Source organism: Acinetobacter sp. SW-226 (assembly GCF_055632855.1).
Genome location: NZ_CM145752.1, coordinates 72,683 through 96,356, shown reverse-complemented (window position 1 = coordinate 96,356; position 23,674 = coordinate 72,683). Strand labels below are relative to the sequence as shown.

Annotated in this window: 22 protein-coding genes; 9 read left to right on the top strand and 13 right to left on the bottom strand. The window is 41.8% G+C overall.

Going from position 1 to position 23,674, the window contains the following annotated elements:
- Positions 1 to 144 precede the first annotated feature (144 nt).
- The 3 genes from ACZ8ZH_RS00380 to phoR all read left to right on the top strand — a co-directional run bounded on the left by ACZ8ZH_RS00380 (position 145) and on the right by phoR (position 3,136).
- Entirely contained in the window at positions 145 to 843 is a 699-nt protein-coding gene (locus ACZ8ZH_RS00380; RefSeq protein WP_086210323.1) for a TetR/AcrR family transcriptional regulator, read from the top strand.
- Between the two features lie 214 nt (positions 844 to 1,057).
- Complete coding sequence (gene phoB, locus ACZ8ZH_RS00375) at positions 1,058 to 1,768, top strand: phosphate regulon transcriptional regulator PhoB (RefSeq protein ID WP_086210324.1); 711 nt, start codon at positions 1,058 to 1,060, stop codon at positions 1,766 to 1,768.
- Positions 1,769 to 1,777: 9 nt separating this feature from the next.
- The gene (gene phoR, locus ACZ8ZH_RS00370) at positions 1,778 to 3,136 is read left to right on the top strand and encodes a phosphate regulon sensor histidine kinase PhoR (protein ID WP_086210325.1); all 1,359 of its coding nucleotides are present in this window, start codon (positions 1,778 to 1,780) and stop codon (positions 3,134 to 3,136) included.
- A 95-nt stretch (positions 3,137 to 3,231) separates the two neighbouring features.
- On the opposite strand, the gene asd is transcribed toward phoR, so the two are convergent.
- The 5 genes from asd to ACZ8ZH_RS00345 all read right to left on the bottom strand — a co-directional run bounded on the left by asd (position 3,232) and on the right by ACZ8ZH_RS00345 (position 8,576).
- A complete protein-coding gene (asd, locus tag ACZ8ZH_RS00365; RefSeq protein ID WP_119063331.1) occupies positions 3,232 to 4,083 on the bottom strand; it encodes an archaetidylserine decarboxylase in 852 nt (283 codons plus the stop codon).
- Positions 4,080 to 4,928, bottom strand: a complete 849-nt coding sequence (locus tag ACZ8ZH_RS00360; RefSeq protein WP_110974693.1) for a sulfurtransferase — start codon at positions 4,926 to 4,928, stop codon at positions 4,080 to 4,082. Before ACZ8ZH_RS00360 ends, asd begins: the two co-directional genes overlap by 4 nt.
- A 171-nt stretch (positions 4,929 to 5,099) precedes the next feature.
- A complete protein-coding gene (gene pncB / locus ACZ8ZH_RS00355; protein ID WP_119063332.1) occupies positions 5,100 to 6,302 on the bottom strand; it encodes a nicotinate phosphoribosyltransferase in 1,203 nt (400 codons plus the stop codon).
- A gap of 116 nt (positions 6,303 to 6,418) precedes the next feature.
- A complete protein-coding gene (locus ACZ8ZH_RS00350; RefSeq protein ID WP_119063333.1) occupies positions 6,419 to 6,913 on the bottom strand; it encodes an ankyrin repeat domain-containing protein in 495 nt (164 codons plus the stop codon).
- A 142-nt stretch (positions 6,914 to 7,055) separates the two neighbouring features.
- Positions 7,056 to 8,576 (bottom strand): catalase, encoded by a 1,521-nt coding sequence (locus tag ACZ8ZH_RS00345; RefSeq protein WP_119063334.1) that lies wholly within the window; start codon positions 8,574 to 8,576, stop codon positions 7,056 to 7,058.
- Between the two features lie 231 nt (positions 8,577 to 8,807).
- Here ACZ8ZH_RS00345 and dtd point away from each other — a divergent pair, with 231 nt between their 5' ends.
- Positions 8,808 to 9,248 (top strand): D-aminoacyl-tRNA deacylase, encoded by a 441-nt coding sequence (gene dtd, locus ACZ8ZH_RS00340; protein ID WP_086210331.1) that lies wholly within the window; start codon positions 8,808 to 8,810, stop codon positions 9,246 to 9,248.
- Between the two features lie 47 nt (positions 9,249 to 9,295).
- Here dtd and ACZ8ZH_RS00335 read toward each other — a convergent pair whose 3' ends face one another.
- Complete coding sequence (locus ACZ8ZH_RS00335) at positions 9,296 to 9,808, bottom strand: hypothetical protein (protein WP_086210384.1); 513 nt, start codon at positions 9,806 to 9,808, stop codon at positions 9,296 to 9,298.
- A gap of 64 nt (positions 9,809 to 9,872) precedes the next feature.
- Positions 9,873 to 10,352 (bottom strand): SCP2 sterol-binding domain-containing protein, encoded by a 480-nt coding sequence (locus ACZ8ZH_RS00330; RefSeq protein ID WP_004691804.1) that lies wholly within the window; start codon positions 10,350 to 10,352, stop codon positions 9,873 to 9,875.
- A 219-nt stretch (positions 10,353 to 10,571) separates the two neighbouring features.
- Between ACZ8ZH_RS00330 and ACZ8ZH_RS00325 the strand changes: the two genes are divergently transcribed.
- On the top strand, positions 10,572 to 11,723 hold the full coding sequence (locus ACZ8ZH_RS00325) for an IS4-like element ISAbe18 family transposase (protein ID WP_058971770.1): 1,152 nt from the start codon (positions 10,572 to 10,574) through the stop codon (positions 11,721 to 11,723).
- A gap of 57 nt (positions 11,724 to 11,780) precedes the next feature.
- Here ACZ8ZH_RS00325 and aciT read toward each other — a convergent pair whose 3' ends face one another.
- A complete protein-coding gene (gene aciT / locus ACZ8ZH_RS00320; protein ID WP_004691806.1) occupies positions 11,781 to 12,116 on the bottom strand; it encodes a ciprofloxacin tolerance protein AciT in 336 nt (111 codons plus the stop codon).
- A 410-nt stretch (positions 12,117 to 12,526) separates the two neighbouring features.
- Entirely contained in the window at positions 12,527 to 13,747 is a 1,221-nt protein-coding gene (serB, locus tag ACZ8ZH_RS00315) for a phosphoserine phosphatase SerB (RefSeq protein WP_086210332.1), read from the bottom strand.
- Between the two features lie 77 nt (positions 13,748 to 13,824).
- Between serB and ACZ8ZH_RS00310 the strand changes: the two genes are divergently transcribed.
- A complete protein-coding gene (locus ACZ8ZH_RS00310) occupies positions 13,825 to 15,078 on the top strand; it encodes a hypothetical protein (RefSeq protein WP_086210333.1) in 1,254 nt (417 codons plus the stop codon).
- A 57-nt stretch (positions 15,079 to 15,135) separates the two neighbouring features.
- On the opposite strand, the gene ppk1 is transcribed toward ACZ8ZH_RS00310, so the two are convergent.
- From ppk1 to mhpT, 4 genes are all read right to left on the bottom strand, one after another.
- Complete coding sequence (ppk1, locus tag ACZ8ZH_RS00305) at positions 15,136 to 17,199, bottom strand: polyphosphate kinase 1 (protein ID WP_086210334.1); 2,064 nt, start codon at positions 17,197 to 17,199, stop codon at positions 15,136 to 15,138.
- 167 nt (positions 17,200 to 17,366) lie between these two features.
- Positions 17,367 to 18,320 (bottom strand): bile acid:sodium symporter family protein, encoded by a 954-nt coding sequence (locus ACZ8ZH_RS00300; protein ID WP_119063335.1) that lies wholly within the window; start codon positions 18,318 to 18,320, stop codon positions 17,367 to 17,369.
- Between the two features lie 61 nt (positions 18,321 to 18,381).
- On the bottom strand, positions 18,382 to 19,026 hold the full coding sequence (gene pncA / locus ACZ8ZH_RS00295; RefSeq protein ID WP_119063336.1) for a bifunctional nicotinamidase/pyrazinamidase: 645 nt from the start codon (positions 19,024 to 19,026) through the stop codon (positions 18,382 to 18,384).
- Positions 19,027 to 19,239: 213 nt separating this feature from the next.
- The gene (mhpT, locus tag ACZ8ZH_RS00290; RefSeq protein WP_110974699.1) at positions 19,240 to 20,445 is read right to left on the bottom strand and encodes a 3-(3-hydroxy-phenyl)propionate transporter MhpT; all 1,206 of its coding nucleotides are present in this window, start codon (positions 20,443 to 20,445) and stop codon (positions 19,240 to 19,242) included.
- Positions 20,446 to 21,156: 711 nt separating this feature from the next.
- Between mhpT and dapA the strand changes: the two genes are divergently transcribed.
- Genes dapA through purC form a run of 3 tightly spaced genes read left to right on the top strand, consistent with a single transcriptional unit; the run spans position 21,157 to position 23,434 of the window.
- Entirely contained in the window at positions 21,157 to 22,056 is a 900-nt protein-coding gene (gene dapA, locus ACZ8ZH_RS00285; RefSeq protein ID WP_086210338.1) for a 4-hydroxy-tetrahydrodipicolinate synthase, read from the top strand.
- Between the two features lie 13 nt (positions 22,057 to 22,069).
- Positions 22,070 to 22,678, top strand: coding sequence for a lipoprotein-34 precursor (NlpB) (locus ACZ8ZH_RS00280; protein WP_110974700.1), 609 nt, complete (start codon positions 22,070 to 22,072; stop codon positions 22,676 to 22,678).
- 36 nt (positions 22,679 to 22,714) lie between these two features.
- Positions 22,715 to 23,434, top strand: a complete 720-nt coding sequence (gene purC / locus ACZ8ZH_RS00275; protein WP_004691818.1) for a phosphoribosylaminoimidazolesuccinocarboxamide synthase — start codon at positions 22,715 to 22,717, stop codon at positions 23,432 to 23,434.
- Positions 23,435 to 23,674 lie beyond the last annotated feature (240 nt).

The window sequence follows — 23,674 nt, the reverse complement described above, 5'->3', positions numbered from 1 at the left end:
GACAATATCAATTGTCATAAATTTGATAGCTAAAAGTGTCAAGTCCATGAAAACCCAATAAAGATCTTTGCTTACGCATAGGTACAGAACTTGTTTATTGTTAAACTACAGCAAATCTTGGCTTTAATAGGGCGATGAAACCTGATGACTGCATCTGAACAAATACAACAAAACAGCGATCACAATAAAACCAAAGAACGCCAATTCAAAGGCTTATCACTTTCTGAGCGTAAACAGCTACGTCGTGAAAAACTGATTGAAGCAGGGATCGAAGCCTATGGTACGCACGGTTTTTTTGCTGTAACAGTGAAAGATATTTGTAATGAAGCCAAACTCACCGAACGTTATTTTTATGAATCGTTTAAAAAAAGTGAGCAACTGTTTCAAACCATTTTTCTAAAACTAATTGATGAGTTACAACACAACGTCATGCAAGCCATCATGCAAGCCTCATCTGATCCACATAAAATGATTGATGCTGGACTACGTGCTTTGCTCACCACACTAAAAGACAATCCCCGCATGGCACGGATTATTTATATTGACGCGATGTTGGTCCAAGAATTACATAATCAAGCCACCATTCATGAAACCATGACCCGTTTTGACCGAATGATTCAAGCCTTTGTGATGCTGATGATGCCGCAAATTAATCGTTCTGAACGTGAAATTTCACTGGTTGCGACAGGCTTGAATGGTTATGTGACTCAAATTGCAATCCGCTGGGTGGTCAGTGGCTTTAAACAATCCTTTGAAGAGGTTCTATCTTCAAGCCGTATTGTGTTTATTTCACTCTTAGAAACCTTTTCAGACCCCAATACACGTGCAAAACTAGATATCTAAGACGCTCAATTTGGATTGCATCTGCACTTTTAAATAAATTTTAGATTAAACTTCCATTAATTTTTTAATCAAATATGACGATTTTTTGTCACATTTTTTTGCAAATTTCATCAATCGTCTGTTTTTTGCAATGATACTGTCATAATTAATCTTTGTAATAAGCCTGTCATAAAATTAAAACGGCCTGCCGTTACCTACAATAGGATATTGCGTTGTGAAAGATGACTACATTTTAATCGTCGATGATGAACTTCCCATTCGAGAAATGATTCACACCTCGTTGGATATGGCAGGCTTTCAATGCTTACAAGCAGAAGATGCAAAACAAGCCCACCAAATGATTGTGGATCAGCGTCCTGCATTGATCTTACTCGACTGGATGATGCCTGGCGGGGTCAGCGGTGTAGATCTATGCCGCCGCCTGAAACGTGATGAAAATCTCTCTGAAATTCCAGTGATTATGCTCACGGCGCGTGGTGAAGAAGACCATAAAGTACAAGGTCTGGATGCTGGTGCAGATGACTACATGACCAAACCGTTTTCGACCCGTGAATTAGTTTCACGAATTAAAGCAGTTCTACGTCGTGCCAATGCCCTCAGTGGTGAAAAATCAATTGATGCCAATGGCTTAATCTTAGACCCTGTCAGCCAACGAGTGAGTTTCGGTGACCATATTCTAGATATGGGACCAACAGAATACCGTTTATTGGCGTTCTTTATGACCCATCCTGAGCGTGCTTATACCCGTGCTCAACTTCTTGACCAAGTTTGGGGTGGAAACGTGTATATTGAAGACCGTACCATTGACGTACATATTCGTCGTTTACGTAAAGTGCTTGAGCCTTATGCCGCTGATCGCTTTGTACAAACAGTGCGTGGTACAGGTTATAGATTCTCTACACGTGCGGATATCGCTCTAGGTTAATTTTCTTTTATGTATGAACCCTACCCAGTCCCAGAACTTGCACGCGAACATAAAAAAACGCGATACAGCAGTTTATGGGGCTTTGCCAAACAGGACTTACGTCTGCTTGCCTTTTTCTTGCTGATTGCGAGCTTGATTGGCTTTGGTGTTGGTTATTTTTGGACGTGTATCGCGGTTGCCTTTGCCGTTTTTTTTATTCTGCAAATGCGCTCTTTGTATTTGGTCAATGACTGGATTTCTAACCGTCCCTATGAAGTTCCACCCAACTTGGGGGGCATTTGGGGAGCACTATTGTTCAATGTCTACCGTGCCCAGCGCCAAGAACGAATCGTACAGGCGGAAATGGTCGGACTGATTGATCGAGCACAATCATCCTTGGTCGCTTTACAAGAAGCAGTGGTACTGGTCGATGACATGCAACAAATTGAATGGTGGAACCCTGCCGCAGAGCGTTTATTGGGCATTGAACAAAATGATCGTGGCCGCAATATTTTGACTTTATTACGCCAACCGAATTTTGTGGATTATTACAATAATATTGATGCTGCACCAGACGGCTTAAAAATGAAGTCATCCAGCTTTGATGAACATTATGTTCAGGTCAAAATGACTCGATTTGGGGGTGAAAGTCGCTTACTGGTCGCCTATGACGTGACCCGCATGCACAATCTTGAACAAATGCGTAAAGACTTTGTCGATAACATTTCGCATGAACTACGCACACCACTCACAGTACTCAGTGGTTATATTGAGACTTTTACAGACCAAGAAGACCTCAACCCACGTTGGAAGCGGGCTTTTGACCAAATGCAAGCCCAAGCCAAACGTATGAATGCCTTGGTGAATGATTTACTGTTATTGTCACGCTTAGAAAACGACAAGCAGATCGCAAAAAATCAAATCATTGATATGCCTAGTTTGATGAACCAACTCTATGATGATGCACATGCCTATAATATTGATTATGGTCATACGCTGAATCTTGACATTGACAGTCACTGCGACTTGATCGGTTCTGATATGGAGTTGGCCAGTGCGTTTAGTAACCTGATTACCAATGCCATCAAATACACACCAAAAGGTGGAACCGTGACCATGGGCTGGCACGACAATGGTGAACAAGCTTATTTCACGGTGGAAGATACAGGTATCGGTATTGATCCCAAACATATACCACGTTTAACCGAACGTTTTTATCGGGTCGACAGTGCACGTAGTCGACAAACGGGTGGCACAGGTTTAGGACTCGCAATTGTGAAACACGTGTTGATGCAGCACCAAGCACATTTAGAGATTGAATCTAAAGAAAACCAAGGCTCTATTTTTAAAGTGATTTTCCCCAAAGAACGCACCTATAATCCTGAATAAGCCTCTCTTCAAAAGTATGAAAAAAGCACCGATATCGGTGCTTTTTTGTCACTCATCTTCCGTTTAACAAAGACAGAGACCGAGAGCTGAAACGATTAAAGCGTGTGTCCCATCGCTTCGCCCATCACCACAGTCGAATTGGCTTTAAAGGCTGCATCCCAGGTCATTTTGTCTTTTTCAAACAGTACCACAGCGGTTGAACCCAAATAGAAGCGACCCAGTTCAGCACCTTTATCCAAGAACAGCTGATGCTGATTTAACTCTAAACGGCCCGTAGGTTTCACCTTGCCAGTTGCAACCGTTTCAATCCCCGCCACAATCATGGCACCGACTAAAACCACGGCCATACGACCGATTTCTGTATCAAATAAACAGACCATGCGTTCATTGCGGGCAAATAGGCCCGGAATATTTTCAGCAGTTGTTTGATTGACCGAGAACAATTCACCTGGCACATATAAGGTTTCAGTCAATGTCCCTGCAAATGGCATATGCACACGATGATAATCTTTAGGTGATAAATATACTGTTGCAAACTGACCATTTTTAAACGGTTCAGCCAACTGCGGATCCGCAATCAAATTATCAACGGTAAACTTCTGCCCTTTGGCTTGGAAAATATCACCTTCTACAATTGGACCCAGTTGCGAAATAGCCCCGTCGGCAGGCGACACAATGCTGGTCACATCAGTATCAATATCACGCACACCCTCTTTTAATGCACGGGTAAAAAACTCATTAAAAGATTTGAACTTCAGTGCATTACTTTGCTCCGCAATCGACATATCAATGCCGTACTGCGCTTTAAAAGCCGTGATGACTGCATTTTTCACAATCGGGTTTTCACTGGCTGCAACTTTACCCACGACACGTGATAATTGATGTTGCGGTACAACACGTTGTGCCTGAATGAAAATTTGTTTTTTTAAGCGTGATGTGAGGCTCAAGACGGCATCTCTCCGGTAATGATAGGACTGTCGAGGCGGTTGCCCCATTCACTCCACGCACCGTCATACGCCTGAATATTCCAACCCAATAAACGACCTAAAATATAAGCCAGTCCTGAACGGTGATGTGACTGACAATACACCACCACAGGTTCATTTAAGTTAAAACCCAATTGCTCTAAGCGTTGCTGCGTGCGTTCTAAAGGGTGCAATCTTAAATGATTTTCACGGTTAAGTGCAGTACTCCATTCAAAATGTAATGCATTTGGAATGTGACCACCGCGTCGCGCTGCAAGGCGGAGACCCGTATATTCATCTTCTGTTCGGCAGTCCCAGAGTTGGACCTGACTACTTTGAACTTTGTCTAATAACTCAGTATATTCAATTCGATACTGCTGTATTTTGGCTTGATCGACCTGTACCAAAGTACTAACAGATTCAAACTGCTCCACCTCAGACGTCGTTGGCAATCCTGCCGCAAGCCATGCATGAATTCCACCATTCAGCAGGCTAGTATTTTCAAAACCTAAGCAGTGTAAATTCCAAATCAAACGCCCAGCCCAAGCACCACCTTCATCATCGTAAACCACCACATGATGCTCGGGTGAAATATTCAGATAAGAAATCAGTTCTCGTAGCCCCTCAGCATCGGGTAGTAAACCCGTAGCCTGTTCGTCTTGGCGTACTAAAAATTTTGGCTTTAAATGCAAAGCATGTGGAATATGCAACTGGTCATAGACCGAGGCGCGACTTAAATCTACGATGCGTAGTTTTTCATTGCCTAAATGCGGAACCAACTGTTCTGCTTCTATCAGTAAGCCAAAATTAAAGGCAGAATGTGTCATATTATTTCGTATATTTTCAGGTCATGCTTTGATCTTAGCACAACTCATTTTTACAATTATTCTGATTTTTTGCATTCCTTTAGCAGAATTATAGATATCTCTATTTGTCTCATTTAAAAAGCGTAATGCCAAAATGAATTCTGGCATTACAAACACTAGAGTTATAGAAACTTATACCTCAGTAATCTCAAAAATTTGACGTAAATAGGCCAAAAAAGTATCGTTATCAGTCATGGTCTTACCTGGACTATCTGAAATTTTCGCAACCGACTGACCATTACATTCAACTAGTTTAAGCACAATATTTAATGGCGTTTGCCCCATGTCATTGGTCAAATTGGTGCCTATCCCGAAACTCACTTGAAAACGGTCTTTGAAATAGTTGTGTAAATCCCACGCTTTCTCTAAATTCAGTCCATCACTAAAGGTCAGCATTTTGGTTTTACTGTCAATTTTCAGCTTTTTATAGTGAGCATAGGCCTTATCGCCCCATTCATACGGGTCGCCACTATCATGACGCAAACCATCGAACAGTTTGGCAAAGTACAGATCAAAATCACGCAGGAATGCATCCATCCCCACCACATCCGTCAAAGCAATGCCTAAATCACCGCGGTACTCTTGTACCCACGTTTCCAGTGCTGATTTTTGGAAATTACGTAAACGTACATCCAACGCTTGGAAGGCTTGTAGGAATTCATGCGCCATGGTGCCAATCGGGGTAAGACCTAATTGCTTCGCAATTAAGACATTACTGGTACCACGGAAAATATGTGGTGCAGCTTGATTAAAGACTTCAATCACATGTTTTTGCCACGCCAGACTATAGCGTCGACGTGTACCAAAATCAGAAACTAAAAATGGGGGATCATTTGGGGTTTGCGATGTTTCATAGTGTTTTAATAAGGCCACTTTAGCTTGTAGTCGACGTTCGCCCTCAGCCATGACCTCATCTGTCCGAATACGACGGAAATACAACTCATTGACGATGGCAAGCACAAAGATTTCAAACATCATGGCTTGAACCATCGGCCCTTCAATCCGAATATCTAAACGACCTTGGTGATCAATACTGGCCACAATAAAACGACGTTTGAGTTGAAACAACTCTAAATAATCAACAAAGTCACTTTTGATAAAGCGCAAACCGCGTAGATATTGCAGTTCATCATCTTGAAAACGCAGTAGGCAAAGCAAATCTAATTGGTGATTTAAATCATCCAGAATGTCGACCAAAGGATAAACCGTGTCATCCAAATTACGGCAACGAAACTGGTACACACTATGTGCTTGAGGGAACTTATGCAGTACCACCTGTAGCATCGTAAATTTGTACAGATCAGTATCTAATAAGGATTGGATGATGGCAGACATATCATTTTCGGTTTTTAGCAACTTATTGCATTAAAGCACATTTTTTTAAACTGCATAGCCATGTTTTAGTAATTCACTAGTGCTATTCGACCAAGGTTCAAAGTGAAATGTGCTTTTTACTTTTGTTGAGACTCTGTTTCTATCCATTTTTCCAGCTGTTGTTCTTGACCAATCACTTTTGCAAATTCTCGTACTGTTTTTTGACCTGTCTGTTTGGCCTGTACATCACAATCAACTTGGCGTAGCTGATTGGCAATCGACCATTCCAACTTAAATATTGCCCCCATAAGAGCCGTATTGCCTTTGTGATCGCGTAAACATCGGTCAGCACCATGTATTAATAACAGCGTTACGACATCTTGATGACCATAATAACTGGCGATCATGAGCCCAGTAAAACCTGCGTGGTTTTTCTGATTGACTGGAAAACCATACTTTAAAAATTCACTCATCACATCTTGATTGCCAGTTCGAGCTGCAGCAAAAAATAGATCTATTAAAGCTTGTTGCGATTGCGCTAAGGATGCTGTCGAAGTCGTTTGTTCTGCATAGACAACCGAAGTACTTAGACTGAGCACTGCAACCATTAAACCGTTAAATAGAAATTTCATGACATATCTTCCACTGTTTAGCGGTTAAAAATACAATGCCTGTAAAACTCGCCCTAGGGTTGCAGGAAAGGTTCTGAGTTTTACAGGACTTTTGGGAGGTGACGTCCTCGCCCTAGTCACCAATTTTGTTCAGACGTGTCCATTAGTCTTGTAGCAATGCTGCTTTAGCTTCTACTTGCTTAAGATTTCCTTTGGTTGCCACAGTTAAACGTCTGCCATAATCTGCATCCGCTTTATAAAAATATGACAACATCACATTTTTGGTTTCTGGATCTTTGACTTGACCTAAGTCGGCCGCAAGGTTCCGAATCAAATCATTTTTTTCCTGTGTTGAATAAGAGCGGTATAACTCACCAGCTTGTTTAAAAGGCTGTTCTTTTTGAATCGCCTGTTGCAACACTTTTTCACCCAGAGGTGTATTCACAGCCTTGGCATGTAATACGACGGACTTAGGCTCGGCACGACTGGGTTCATAGTTCACATCAGAATCACGATGCGACATATTCATCGCGCCTTCCTGATTGTTATTTTGGACAGCGACAAGCGGACGGTTGACAGGAATTTGTTGATGGTTTGCTCCCAAACGATACATTTGCGTATCTGAATAAGAGAAAATGCGACCTTGCAACAAACGGTCTTCTGATGGTTCGATACCTGGGATTAAATTTCCTGGTGCAAAAGCTGATTGTTCCGTTTCATTAAAGAAGTTCTTTGGCATACGATTCAGTGTCAATGTTCCAACTTTGAATTCTGGAACTAAATGAGTTGGCCAAATTTTAGTTGCATCCAATGGATTAAAATCAAAATTATTTAAGTCTTTAGGATCAATCACTTGAATATACAAGTCCCATTTCGGGAAATGACCTGCATTGATATTGTTATACAAATCATTGGTTAAATGGTTGAAGTCCTTCGCCTGCATTGCAGCCGTTTCTTCCAGATTCATACCTTTTACCCCCTGCTTCGTACGGAAATTAAATTTCACGTACTTATATTCACCTTTAGCGTTATAAAGCTTAAAGGCATGTACCCCAAAACCATCCAGATTACGATAGCTCACAGGTGTACCCAAATTTGAGTAAACATAGGTCAACATGTTGACTGACCAAGGTTGGCTTTGTAGAAAATCGAATACGCGATTGGCATCTTGTACATTAGACACAGGACTTGGCTTCATGGCATGAATGAAGTCTGGGAATTTGATGGCATCACGAATAAAAAACACAGGAAGATTATTTCCCACTAAATCCCAATTGCCCTCTTGTGTGTAAAATTTCAAGCCAAAACCATGTGGATCACGTAAAGTTTCTGGTGAACCTTTCGGATGAATGACGGTAGAAAAGCGTAAAAATACAGGGGTTTTAGTGCCTCCCTTAAACATGGAAGCCACGGTTAAATCGGATAAATCTTTGCTTGCAACAAACTCACCATAGGCCCCTGTACCACGCGCATGTACGACTCGCTCAGGAATACGCTCTCGGCCAAAGCGTTGCAGTTTTTGAACGAGTTGAACATCTTGCAGTAAAGTCGGTCCGTATTCGCCCGCAGTTATTGAGTTCTGATTGTCTCCGACTGGTGCACCATTATCTTTGGTTAATGTCGCTGCTTGTGTAACACCCGTCGCAGTTGCCAACATTGCAACTAACAAAGAAAACTTAAACATCGTTTCTATCTCACTAAAATTCCTACCTTTCCTGCGTCAGCCAAGATACAAAAATTACACAAATTGTTAAAACGGATAATTTTCATAAATTTAATCGGTTTATGGAATAGTGTGATCTTTATTCGCTATTCTTCAGTCATTTATGTGCAAAATATGCTTGATGATCTGCTCAGGCAATATAGGTTTGCTACAATTCCACTTTGCATAATCAAGCGATAGATCAAATCAATCATGCGAGCCTTATTACAACGCGTTCTCGAAGCCAAAGTGGTCGTCAATGGTGAAACCACTGGCGAAATTCAACACGGTATCTTGGTTTTCTTAGGTATAGGAAAAGATGATACCTTCGAAAAAGGGAAGAAACTGGTCGATAAGATCTTAAAATATCGTTTCTTCGATGACGAACAAGGTAAAATGGGTTGGAACGTGAGTCAGGCAGGTGGTGGAATCTTACTGGTCTCTCAGTTTACCTTGATGGCGCAGACGCAAAAGGGCTTGCGTCCTGACTTTGGACCCGCTATGCCACCAAATGATGCCCAAGCCTTATATGAACAATTGGTTGACTATGCCAAGGCCCAGTTTGAAACTGTACAGACAGGTATTTTCGCCGCCGATATGAAAGTACATTTGGTCAATGATGGCCCTGTGACTTTTAATTTAGAAGTCGAATAAAAAAGCAACGTATCAAAAAGCCCTCAGTTGAGGGCTTTTTGATAGGATTAAATTTGCTTGATGAATTGTGCTCGCGCCAACATATCCTTAGGTACTTCATCAATGAGCATAACGGTAAGATTTTGATTGTTTTGCATCTTGTTACTTTCAGTATTAGAAATCTCTAAAAGTGTATTCACATCATTAGGGCTTAAGCTATACATAGCACCAGTAGCAGGATCAACAATCAAAAAGCCAACTAATCCACCAAAAACGATATTAGCTATATACCAACCATTCATTTTTGCAGTGACATGTACGGTTTTCTGTTGATAGCCTTCTTTTGAAAATGTAACGTCATAACTTGCGGGTTTAAAATACCCATTACCACGTTTAAGAGTGACCGTTGCAGGGGTTGAGCCTGTATGAATTTTCTCACCCAGTTTATTTGTGATCACAATATTTGCTGTGTCAGGAACTGACTTAAATGTCAGTGTCTGCGTTGAGCCAGACATAATACTCGCACAACCTGTTAGTGCTAAAGATGCTGTCATTAATGTTGCAGTTAAAAAAGTTTTCATAAAAAAATTACCCCCATAATTTGGGGGCAATCATATTGATAAATATATTATTTTTCAATAAAACTTACTTACCCGTTTTTTCTTTTAAAAACGCACGAGCGGCTTTAATTTTTGCTTTCACAGGCTTTGGTAGCTTTGGCGGAACCAATTTTGCAACTTGGTTAAACCAAACCAAGAGACCAAAATCACCTTCCATTTTAATGCTGCCGTTTTGCATGCCAGTCATAAATGCGGTTGGATCACCTTTGATTAAAGTTTTCACACCCTGCTCACTGTCCGCAAACTGTAAAATAAAATCGGCTTTTTCAGCATCACCTGAAACCGTATCAATCTGTCCATTATTGACAATAATTTGGCGGGCCATACCCAAATCCGTACCAATCTGAATACGGAACTGACGCTCATGAACCAATTCAATAAATTTTGGGCTAGTGCGTGCCAGTTGTTTCATACGCAGTGCCAGACCTGTAACCATTAAATCCAGCGGATCCGTGCTGACATCAACCAATGGAAGTTTAACCACAGGAATTGAAGATAGTTTCATGACATGTAAGCCTATTGTAATTGTTGATAAATTGACTGTTTCCAATCCTACCACAAGTTGCCATTTTTACTGCTAGGCTTTGTATAACAATCATGTAAGAACGTAAAAAAGATGCCCTAGGCCACTGCTGTCCCATAGTTTGCTTTAAATAAAAAAACCTGAGTCCTAACAGTTAAAATATGAGTGTAAACAAACACTTTAACGACCAGGATTCAGGTTTTGTCACATCAGAATACCGTATTTTATGAGCTAATTAAACCTGTTGTGCGACAGGATTTTGAACAACTTGCTAAAGTACACCATGTTGGACAGAAATTTAGAGCGACTTCCCGTTGGGATCAGTTTATTGCCATATTGATGTCTCAATTCTCTTGTAGGCAAAGTCTGAGAGATATTCAATCCAATTTGGAGTGCCAACAGGAAAAGCTAAGTCATCTCGGAGCAAAATCTATTCCCCGAAGCACGCTGGCACGAATCAATGAGCAGCAGCCTGCTGCCTTGTATCAACAGCTATTTTACAAGTTGCTTAAATACTATGAACACTCAAAAGTAGCTCATAAATTTCGCTTTAAAAATCCCTTGTATTCCTTGGATGCCAGTCATATTGACCTGTCGCTTTCCTTATGTGAATGGGCCAAAGTTCATGACTCAAAAGCCAGCATGAAACTCAGCATAGGATTGAATCACAGCAATGATATTCCTGAGTTTGTTGCAGTTGAAAATGGCAAAGAAAATGACATGGTACAAGGTCGCAAATTCCAGTTTCCTGCTGGCAGCATTGTAGTTTTTGATAAAGGCTATGTCGATTACCAATGGTATGCAAATCTGACTGCTCAAAACATTGGATTTGTCACACGTTTTAGGCCTAAATCTGTGTATCAGGTGATCCAGCAACATCCAGTGCTTGAATCCAAAGGTATTCTAAAAGATGAAACCATTCAGCTGAATAGCGCACATGCCCTAAAAAGAAAAGCCCCAGTGTTAAGAAGAATTGAATATAGAGATCAGCAAAGTGGCAAGCACTTTAGCTTTCTCAGCAATAACTTTCATTTAGCCGCCTCCACCATTGCGGCGATTTATAAAGATCGTTGGAAAGTTGAGCTGTTCTTTAAGGCGATTAAGCAGAATCTCAAATTAAAAGCGTTTCTAGGCCGCAGCAGGAACGCAATTCAGACACAAATCTGGATTGCGATGATCGCCTATTTATTGGTGAGTTTCGCTCAACATTTAGGGAAAACAGGTTGGACAGTTCAACGTTTACTCAGAATAATTCAAGTGAATTTGTTTGAAAGAAGAACTTTAAAAGCTTTATTTTCACCCGATAAAATACCCATAAAACAAGAGGAAGCTCAAATGAGCTTCCTCTTGTGAAAAATTGTGGGACAGCAATGGCCCTAGGCATCTTTTTGTACGGTATGTACTTATGACTTAGCGGCTAGAACATTGCTGTTGGTCATCTTCATATACAGGTGTATGTTCAATACAACGGCGCTGCGCCAATGCACGTTCTGCACGACGGTCTTCACGTAGAAGTAACATCGTCACAATAAGCATCGCTGAAGTTAAAGCAGTTAAGTAGCTATAAGTGATTGGCATTTCAAAGACTGCTTGCACACCTAGGCGAATGACTTCCAGTATTCCCCAAAACACCATACCCGCCACCATAAAACTCAACCAGCGACGATAAGGCGAAAAGAAAACAGCAATCAACGCAGCGGCGACTAAACTCAAGCCAACGATGGTAGCTAAATTCGCTGTTACCATAAAAACCTCCGTCTAAGATCAGTTCAAGCGATCTATACACTGCGCTGAACCCATCCCCTATACCGTTTAAAATTAATGGATTGTGTAGCTTTCAAACTCTATGCATGCATTATGAGCAGTTTTGAAAAGAAAAAAAGGCTTGTATTTTTAGAATGCGACATACCTTGTCGCCATATTATATTGTCATTACATTTTTTTAGATTTGAACTTTTCCAAAACAAAGACACGCTCGGTCTTGGCGTGTCATTACAAAATAAAACCCTTAATTTCAGCAGTTAAAAATATTTTTTTCGATTCTGTTGATCGTTGTTTTTATCAACATTTTTCACTGACCACTCATCGCTTTTTGCTTAAATTTGCAACAAAAAAACGCAGCTCAAGGGCTGCGTTTTTTATCCTCACAAATGCTTTTAGGCACGATTCAAATCTTTATCATGCACGCCCAATAAATACAGAACACCATCTAAACCAACACTTGAAATGGCTTGATTCGCGTTTTGTCTTACCAATGGTTTCGCTCGGAATGCGACCCCTAAACCCGCAATCGACAGCATCGGTAAATCGTTTGCACCATCGCCTACAGCAATGGCTTGTTCAAGCGAAATCCCCATCTTTTCAGCTAATTCACGCAGCAATAATGCTTTACGTGCACCATCGACAATGTGGCCTTTCACTTCACCTGTCACTACGCCATTTTCAACATCTAGGATATTGGCATGCACTTCATCAATGCCCAATTTCGCTTGTAAATACTCAGCAAAGTACTGGAACCCACCCGACAAAATCGCGGTACGGTAACCTAATGCTTTTAAAGTTGAGATTAAACGTTCCGCACCCTCTGTAACGGTCAAGCGCTCCGCAATCTTAGGTAGAACAGAAGCATCCATTCCTTTGAGCAGTGCGACACGTGCACGGAAACTTTGTTGGAAGTCCAACTCACCCTGCATGGCACGTTCTGTAATTTCAGCTACTTGTGCGCCGACACCTGCTTCAATAGCTAACTCATCAATCACTTCTTGCTCGATTAAGGTCGAGTCCATATCAAAACAGACCAAACGACGGTTACGGCGGTAGGCATTGTCTTCTTGAACCGCGACATCGACATTCAACTCATGTGATAAGCGTAAGCAAGCCGCACGCATCGCTGCAGCATCCAGCATTTGTCCGCTTAAACCAAATTGGACACAAGCGCGCTTTGGCCCATCCAATTCGCCATTTAAGACTGGACGACCTGACAAACGGGTCACAGTTTCAATGTTGAAACCTTGGTTGGACACAATATTTGTAACTGCTTGTAAGTGTGCAGCCTCAAGCTCTGGCGCCAAAGCCGTGACTATATAGCGCGTCCGTCCACCTTCGCTCACCCACTGGTCGTATTCAGTTGTAGTGATTGGTTTAAAACGTACAGTTAAACCAATATCATGTGCTAAAATTAGAATTTCTTTCATCGCCAAAGCCGTTGCGGTTTGGTCATCTGAAGAAACAACTATACCCAAGGTCAATTGGTTATGAATAACTGCTTGTCCAACATCTAAAATTTGTAGTGAATGAGTGGACAATACCTGCATTAATCGAGTGAACTGATTAGGCTGGTCTGGTCCTAAAAATGAAATAAGAATGATTTCTCGCATGAATTGACTCGGGTCTGAGCTACGACTATTGTTAGAATCATAATCGAAATTGAATATATTTTCTTTGGAAGTTTACGTTGAATGCGCCTAGACAAGGGCTATTTGCTAGCCTATTAATTGTAAGTTTTGCTTTACATACCTTTTTATTGGTATTGGCAACGACTCATCAACTGAATGAAAACCGTGCCAGCCAAGGTCAACTGATGACCTCTCAATTGGTGACAGACAGTCTTACAGAACTGGAACCTGCCAACACGGTTTCTCTCGCGCTTTTGGTGGATCGCTATGCGACCAACCCAAGCGTAGCTTCCATTCGTATATTGGATGCCAATAATCAAGTGCTGGCAACTGGTGGTCAGGTGCGAACACGAGATGGTGAAGTGTTTGTTCGTGATGCGCTACAAAACGAAAAGAAAGTGGGTAGTATCGAGATCACACTCATCAAACCAAGTATGGGTGAAATTCTACGGACACAATGGTTAGCAATTTTATTGTCTTTGGCGATTCATGGTTTACTGTGGTTGGCTTATCGTGCGATTGCTCGCCCAAGCCGTACTGAATACTTAGCACGGATCAATAATGAATCTCGCTTAAAACACGAAATTCAAGTGTTAACGCAAACACTAGAACAAGAAAAACATCATGCTGCGGTCGCGATTGCTCAAGCACAGCAACAACTCAAAACCAGTGCTAAGCCGAAAGAGCAAAAACCTGTGATCGTGGACAACCATTCGGTCGCACTCAATATTCAATTCTATGACCCAAAACAATTGATGGACTCAGTCAATACCACGGTCTCAATTCCGTATTTTAACTTGTGCCAAATTTTTCTGAATAAAAGTACCGAGCTTTGCTTAAAGCACTTTAAATTAAACAGCTCAGACGTCAGCACACATCAGTCATTTAATGAACATGGTGCAACCCTCACCATGTCGACCGACACGCCGAATGCCGTGCCATGTCTCATGATGATCAGCAGTGTGTTCCAGCTATTGTCTGACGTTTTATATAAACGTTACCGCGAAGAAAAGCGCTTTGTTTTGCAAACACGTTGTGGTATTTCAACTGCAGTTGATGCAATGCAACTGTCTGCCACTCAAGCATCTGAACGTTTAGTGCAACAACTATCTGCCAAAGAAAGTGCGGTGCATTTAAGCAATGAATTATTGAAAGACATTTCCGAAAGCTATCAATTGATCAATTTACCGAATCCAACCAATGTCTTGACCCGTCATGCCTTTATGGTCAATGGTATGGGTTCAGAGTCTGCCGAATTGGCACAAACTTTAAGAACTGAAATTCTAAAAGCAAAACAATCTAAAGCCTCTTAATTACGTCCGAGCAGAAAAAAAGCCTGACACATGTCAGGCTTTTTTTCTCTGTCGAACTCAAATTTTCAGTTGCTTTTGGGCAACCAAATGTTGCTGTGCACTATAGCGCTGCTCTGGATCAGTACAGGCTACTTTAAGCCAATGACCATCGGCCTGTAGCTCCCAAGCATTTAAACAATCATTCAGGTAGCTTATTAGCCCATCTTTATAAATTTGTTTTTTCAAAGTGCGATCTAATATTGGAAAGCAGGTTTCCACACGTGAAAATAAGTTGCGTCCCATCCAGTCTGCACTGGCGCAGTACAGCTTTTTCTCACCGCCATGTTCAAAAAAGTAAACTCGCGTATGCTCAAGAAAACGACCCACGATCGAACGTACACGGATATTCTCAGACATACCCTGGACCTGTGGAATCAAACAGCAGATCGAACGAATAATCAGATCAACCCGCACCCCAGCTTGTGACGCACGATACAACGCAGCAATCAGTTGCGGTTCAGTTAAAGCATTAACTTTAATGATAATACGTGCGGCCTGACCAGCTTGTGCAAACTCAATTTCTTGCTCAATCAGCTTTAACAGTTCACTGTGTAAAGTAAAAGGCGCATGTAATAATGCCTTCAACTTGGCCATCTTACCCATCCCCGTCAGTTCTTGAAACATGCGGTGAACATCTTCACAAATATCAGGCTGTGTAGTCATCAGCCCATAGTCGGTATACATACGGGCATTACCCGCATGATAATTGCCTGTGCCTAGATGAGCATAGCGAATCAACTGAGCATTTTCACGGCGTACAATCAAAATCATTTTGGCATGCGTTTTATAGCCCACAATGCCATACACCACCACCGCGCCCGCCTCTTGCAAAATATTGGCCACAGTAATATTCGACTCTTCATCAAAACGCGCACGCAACTCAATCACTGCCGTGACTTCCTTGCCATTTCGTGCTGCCTCTGCCAAGACCTGTACAATTTCAGAGTCGGGCCCACTGCGGTAAAGGGTTTGTTTAATCGCTAGTACATTTGGATCTTTCGCGGCTTCTTTTAATAAGCCAATTACAGGCTGAAAAGAATCAAACGGATGATGCAACAATACATCCTGTGCTTTTAAAGTATCAAAGGTACTTTTTTGTTTGCGCAAAACTTTGGGAATAACGGGAATAAAAACGGGATGTTTCAATTCAGGTCGATCACAACTGGTACTAAGACGTGAAAGATTGATCGGCCCATCAATGCGATAAAGCTCCTGCTCAGTTAAATCAAACTCCTTGAGCAGATAATCAATCACCGCTTCGGGACAGTCATCTTCAATTTCTAAACGCACCGCGCGCCCAAAGCGACGTGAAGACAATTCATCTTTTAGCGCAACCGCCAAATCGTCAACATCTTCCGACAAAATCAAATCGGCATTACGTGTCACACGAAAGGCATAACAGCCTGTAGCCTTCATACCTGGGAACAAATCGCTGATGTGCTGCTGAATCATCGCAGTTAAGAAAATCTGCGTGTCTACACTGCCTGAAACTGCTTTGGGCATCGAAATCAGGCGAGGCAAAGAACGTGGCGCAGGAACAATTGCCATCTCAATGCTTCGCCCAAAAGCATCCTTACCTTGTAAACTCACAATGAAATTCAGACTTTTATTCACGAGACGAGGAAAAGGATGGGAAGGATCTAGACTGATCGGGGTTAAAACAGGTTGGATTTCTTTGGCAAAATATTCTGCAATCCACGTTTTATGTTTTTCTAAGATGTCTTGGAACTGAAGGAATTGAATACCGTGAGCCTGTAACTCGGGTAAAATCGAATGATTGAGCGTTTCAAATTGTTTTTGAACCGCAGTATGAATAGATTGAGACAGGTCTTGTAATACGACGTCTGTGGGGAGCGCATCAGGGGTTCTGGCAATGGCATTCATATCGCGTTGTTTCATCAAACCCGCAATACGAATCTCAAAAAACTCATCCAAATTACGTGAAAAAATAATTAAAAAATTTAAACGTTCTAGCACAGGCAAACTCAAATCTAATGCTTGTGCTAAAACCCGCTGATGAAACTCAAATAACGATAGCTCTCGGTTGAAATACGTCACCGATGAATGCTGAAAATTATCCATACCCTCTCAATGCTGTTTAAAACAGTCTGTTATGAAGTGTTTGGCAGGGATGTTAGGCAGTCTTTATGACAGTTTAGTTACAATCACAGCCCAAATAGAAAGTTCATCCTGACTTTATGCTTAAAGCTTGAACAGCGTACAGTATTTAAACCAAAATATGTTCTTTTTCACTTTTTTTTATTGAGCATTGAGTCTGCTTTTGTTGCCCAATAGCTGGCTAAAATAGGTCCTGAAATGTTGTGCCATAAACTAAAGATGGCGCTGGGGACCGCTGTAATTGGAGAAGCAGCAAAATGCACAGCCGCCAAAGCCACGCCGAGACCTGAATTTTGCATACCCACCTCAATCGAAACCGCTTTACAGTCGGCATGTGGCAAGTGAAATAACTGTGCAGCCCCATACCCCAGTAAATAGCCAATAGCATTATGCAAGATGACTACAGCTAAAATCAGTAAGCCCGATTCTAAAATTTGTGCTTTTGAGCCACCAATAATCGCTGCCACAATCAACACAATTGCGACCACTGAAATTAAAGGCATCACTGAAATATAGCGTTCAACTTTATGTTTCAGTACAGCACGTACCACCAGCCCCAAAACAATAGGAAACAACACCACCTGTAAAATTGAACTCAGCATCGACCATGCATTAATTTCAATCCATTGGCTGGCTAACAGATAGAAAATCGCGGGAGTCAACACGGGTGCCAATAAAGTCGATACCGTGGTACATGCAACAGACAATGCTGTATTGCCTTTCGCCATGTAAGTAATCACATTAGATGCCGTCCCTCCTGGACAACAGCCCACTAAAATGACTCCTATGGCAATTTCAGCGGGTAAGCGGAACAACACACATAACACATATGCCACACTTGGCATCACCACAAACTGGGCAGCCACCCCAATCGCAACTGCTTTTGGACTCTGCATCACACTTTTAAAGTCGTTCAACGTCATGGTCATGCCCATACCAAACATGATCAAGCCCAACATCCACGTGATATAAGCTTTCATCCAGACAAAGGTTTCAGGACTCAAAAGTGCTATCCCTGCAAATAATACGACCCACAAAGCAAAGGTTTTTTGAATCCAAGTGGTAAATCTTAAAAAAGTGCCCATGACCTTTCCCTACAGCATGTCTTATGATTTCTATGTTGATGATTACAGAGTCTCGATTGGATCAATACATCCTTTGTGCATATTGTTGTGCAATGTCTTTGCAATAGAGACGTTTTACGCCTTGCGCCAGCATGTCTTGCCATGCATGCTGTAAAGATCCCTGTAAGTCGATACCTTTGGTGGCATCTGCAATGACATAAGTTTGAAAACCGAGTTGCGCAGCATCTATTGCGGTCCACGCAACGCAAAAGTCTGTTGCAATCCCAACAATAAATACCGTATCAATCCCACGCTCTCTTAAATAGCCTGCGAGTCCGGTTTGAGTCTTGTGATCCGCTTCTAAAAAAGCAGAATAACTATCAATGTGTGCATGACATCCTTTCCGGATGATCAACTGCGCTTTGGCAAGGTCAAGATCAGGGTGTAATTCAGCATCCTGCGTGCCTTGTACACAGTGGCGTGGCCACAGCACTTGTGTGCCATAGTCCAATTCAATGGTTTGAAAAGCTTGCTTTTCAGGATGATTCTCTGCGAAAGAAATATGATTTTCTGGATGCCAATCTTGGGTGAGTACAATATTGTCAAAATAAGCGCCCAACTGATTAATTTTAGGAATAATTTGATCTGATCCTGCCACCGCTAGATTTCCGCCGGGGGTAAAACCATTTTGTACATCCACCACAATCAGTGCCATATTCTTCTGCATTCTTCTCTGTCCTTTTTGTTCTGTGCTCGAAGGCCAAGCTTAGCTTAATTTATAAAACAGTATTCATCCTCGCGGGTCAAAATTAAATGACTGTAGCCTTGAGTGCAATGGATATTGAAGCAAATCAACAAGTACGCTACGCAGCATTGTCATTTTGATGAAAAAAAGCCTGCTTCTAGCAGGCTATTTTCCAACTCATGCTTATGGATGATGTCATACGCCCTTCATACGACGGGTCAGTAACAACATCATCACCGCTGAAATCACAATACATGGAATCGCTGCTGAAATGACTCCTGCTGCACCGAAACCTGCGTTTAGTAATGCTCCAGCAATTGCAGGCCCTAGCATTGCGCCAATCCGCCCTACGGCAGAAGCGACGCCAATACCTGTGCCACGTACTTCAGTTGGGTAGACAATTCCACCAAAAGCATACAATACGCCCTGACAGCCAATCACAAAAGCACCAACCAATGCTGCTGCCAAATACATTTGATTCAGTGAAGAAGCCGCATTTAATGCCAATAACCCCGCCAAGATGCCGCCATACATCAGTACGATGACATAAGCTTTCTTCCAGCGGTCTGTCAGCATCCCTAAAATCACGGTCCCCACTGTCGCACTTAGCATAAAGTAGAACTGCGCCGTTGCACCTTCCTTACGTGAAAAGCCTAACTCAGTAAATAGTGATGGCAACCAACTGAGCATGATGTACACCACCATCAGGGTGAAAAAGTAGCTCACCCAAATAAATAAGGTTCTAAATAAATTATCCGCGTTCAACAGCTCTTTAAACGCGGCTTGAGGTGCAGCCTCAGTGGCAGATTCTGGGTTTTGGGTCTTTAAAAATTCCTTCGACTCAGGCAACAACCACATCATCACAGGAATGACAATAATCGGTAATAAACCACCCAAATAGAAAATATTCTTCCAGTTGGCACCAAACTCAGTACTTGCAACCAATGAAAGAATGGCAGCACCCACAGGCATACCGCAGTACATCAATCCAACAGCACGACCGCGGTTTTGTAGTGAAACTGCCTCAGAGGCTAAGGTAATTAAAATCGGCATCGCCGCACCAAGACCAGCACCTGCCAAGAACCGCACCAGCAATAAACTATTAAAGCTGTTGACCCACACCGTACAGAGTGTAAAGACCGCAAAAATAGCCACTGAACCAATCAACACTTTTTTACGGCCAATTCGGTCAGCAAAACGCCCGCCCACCAGTGCACCGGGCAATAGACCCAGAATCCCTGCACTAAAAAACACCCCCAACTGTGAACTATCCAAACCGAAATATTCACGAATGCCTGCGGCTGCAATACCTGCTGCTTGAATATCCAGCCCTTCAATGACTGCAATTAAGAAGCAAATCGCAACCGTGACAATTGCATGTTGCCTATCTGATTTTTGCATTGGGAAATCCTTGTTCAATCAGCGTTCCAAAAACGCCATCATCTATGAGCAAGGTCGGAGAAATAACTATCAAAAGGTGGAATGAAATCATACAAATGGCTAAAATTAGTGGATTAGTCCTGTATTAACATCCGTTCAGATATAGTCTTAAAAACAATAAAAATAAGGAAAAAATTTAGACTAAAATGCTGAAAATAGGCATATCACCGATTTAATAAAAGCAAGTTTCCCCCTTTTAGTGATAGCTGAAATGAATGATTAGGCTGCTTTTTAGCAATGATTCTTTTGTAGCAAACAGATTTGCAGAAATCACATTTACATCTTGTATGAGTTTTAAAAGGTCTTAAATTCTGACTTTTATACACGGAATATCAGGTTTGATAGACTTTTAAGCCTCTTTTTCATCTAAAAAACCACTTTTCGATGGCCCCAAACGACTCACGTCTGCCTTGCGAAATACTATTTTCAGGTTCTGGATGAAAAGCATGTTCTTTGTACAGCATTTAAACAGGCTTTATTTTTGTAGCAAAAGATAAAGTTTTTATACACTTTGACTAAATCATATTGTTCTTCATGTTGTGTTCGTTCATAATTTGCATAAGCATTATTCAATGCATCAGCGCTTTGAAAATGCTATAAATTAAAATACGTACCCATCCAATCTTATGTTTTTCTGGCCTAACTGGATGGACAAATAGGATATTTTTTAAAATGACTCAGCAAGCACAGACCATCCAAGGCTCAATTGTCGCAATCGTCACCCCTATGTTTGAAGATGGCAGCGTAGATTGGAAGGGTCTAGAGAAGCTCGTTGAGTGGCACATCGCACAAGGCACAAATAGCATTGTTGCTGTCGGTACAACGGGTGAAGCGTCTACTCTAAGCATGAAAGAACATACACAAGTGATCAAAGAAATCATTCGTGTAGCAAACAAACGCATCCCGATTATTGCGGGTACTGGTGCGAACTCAACTCGCGAAGCCATTGAGTTGACCAAAGAAGCCAAAGCACTGGGTGCAGATGCTGCCCTTCTTGTTACCCCGTATTATAATAAACCGACTCAAGAAGGCTTATACCAACATTATAAAGCCATTGCAGAAGCGGTTGACCTGCCTCAGATCCTTTATAACGTTCCAGGCCGTACTGGCGTTGATATGACAAATGAAACCGTTATTCGTTTGGCAGATATCCCACAAATTGTAGGCATTAAAGATGCCACAGGCGATGTTGCTCGTGGTCAAGCTCTGCTTGAGGGTCTTGCTGGCAAAGATATGACTGTGTATTCAGGCGACGATGCAACAGCCTACCAACTGATCTTGTCAGGTGCTCAAGGTAATATTTCTGTGACTGCAAACGTTGCACCAAAACAAATGAGTGATGTTTGTGCAGCAGCACTTGCAGGTGAAGCTGAAAAGGCAGAAAGCTTAAATACTCAAGTTGCAAATCTACACGAAATTCTATTTTGCGAATCGAACCCAATTCCTGTGAAATGGGCACTTCATGAAATGGAGTTAATCGAAACGGGTATTCGTTTACCATTAACACCACTTGCAGAACAATATCGCACACCGCTCCGTGAAGCACTCACAAAAGCGGGTGTCATTCAATAAAGAGCACATTAATATGCAATTACGTTTAGGTCTTACCCTCGCACTTTCAGTCGTCAGTTTAGCGGGTTGTAGTTCTCTTGCAGTCAATAACGGTAGTTTGGACTATAAAGAAACAGCAAGCTTGGAACCTCTTAAATACCCTGAAGGCTCAATGGTTCGACCTGCAACGCCGTTGTATCCAGCTCCAACGGTTGAGGCACTTGCTTTAGAACACGCACCAGTACTTGAAAACAAGCGTGGTAACCGTTTCGCAATGCCTCGCCCAGAATCAACTCAAATTACCAACCAAACAGAATCAACTGAAACCGTAGCTGTAGCCGTAGGTCGCCCTCAATTGATTATTGACGGAAATAAGAATCCGCTGCTCAAAGTTGAAGGAAATTCTGCTACAATTTGGCAATACACACTTGCCACCCTCAGCAGTCTCAACCATCAAATCGTTGGCCAAGGCAAAAATGGTTATGAAGCAACCATTAAGGTCGATCAACAGACCTATGTGTTAAGACTAACCGCTGTCGGTACAAGCAATAACCTTGCAGTGTTCAATGCCGATAACAGTTTTGCAGCGCCTGAAAAAGCCACAGAATTGTTAACTCAGATTTACCAAAATTGGCCAGCCTAGTCGTACTAGGCATTTTTTTTTGAAAAAGGTTCCCTCATGTTAAAACAAACCTTGCTCTATACTGGTAAAGCGAAATCTGTCTATGAAACAGACAGTGCAGACCACCTGATTTTAGTCTTTCGTGACGATGCTTCGGCATTCAATGGTGAAAAGATCGAACAACTAGATCGAAAAGGTAAGGTGAACAACCGTTTTAACGCCTTTATCATGGATAAATTGGCTGCGGCTGGCATTGAGACTCACTTTGAAAAACTTCTTTCACCAACAGAAGTTTTAGTGAAAAAACTCAGCATGATCCCTGTTGAATGTGTGATTCGTAACTATGCAGCAGGTTCTTTATGCCGTCGCTTAGGTGTAGAAGAAGGCAAGGAATTAACTCCGCCGACTTTTGAATTATTCTTCAAAGATGATGCTCTTGGCGACCCAATGGTGAATGAGTCTCAAGCGATTGCTTTAGGTTGGGCAACTGCTGAGCAACTTGAGCAAATGAAAGTCCTCACTTACCAAGTGAACGAAGTGCTTAAAAACTTATTTGACCAAGGTGGCATGCTACTTGTGGACTTCAAACTTGAGTTTGGTGTATTCCACGACCGTATTGTTCTTGGTGATGAGTTCTCTCCAGACGGCTGCCGTCTATGGGACAAAGAAACCAAGAAAAAACTCGACAAAGACCGTTTCCGTCAAGGTTTAGGTGGTGTGGTTGAAGCGTACGAAGAAGTTGCTGCACGTTTAGGTATCGACCTTTCTGATATCTAATCTATTACAGATTCAAAAAAACCGAGCTTAAACGCTCGGTTTTTTTGTTTAAACTTCATCTATAGTCTGCTCGTTTTCAAACCACGTTTCACTCAGAATACACTTTGTGGAACATCGAAATTTGCTAAAAAATCAACAACGCTGTACGTCATAGCGCACAAGACTTCAGGTATATTTCAGCTATGTATCAGATATGTTTTTGAATATGATAAAAACTTATGAACAGGACGTTCTTTAGAT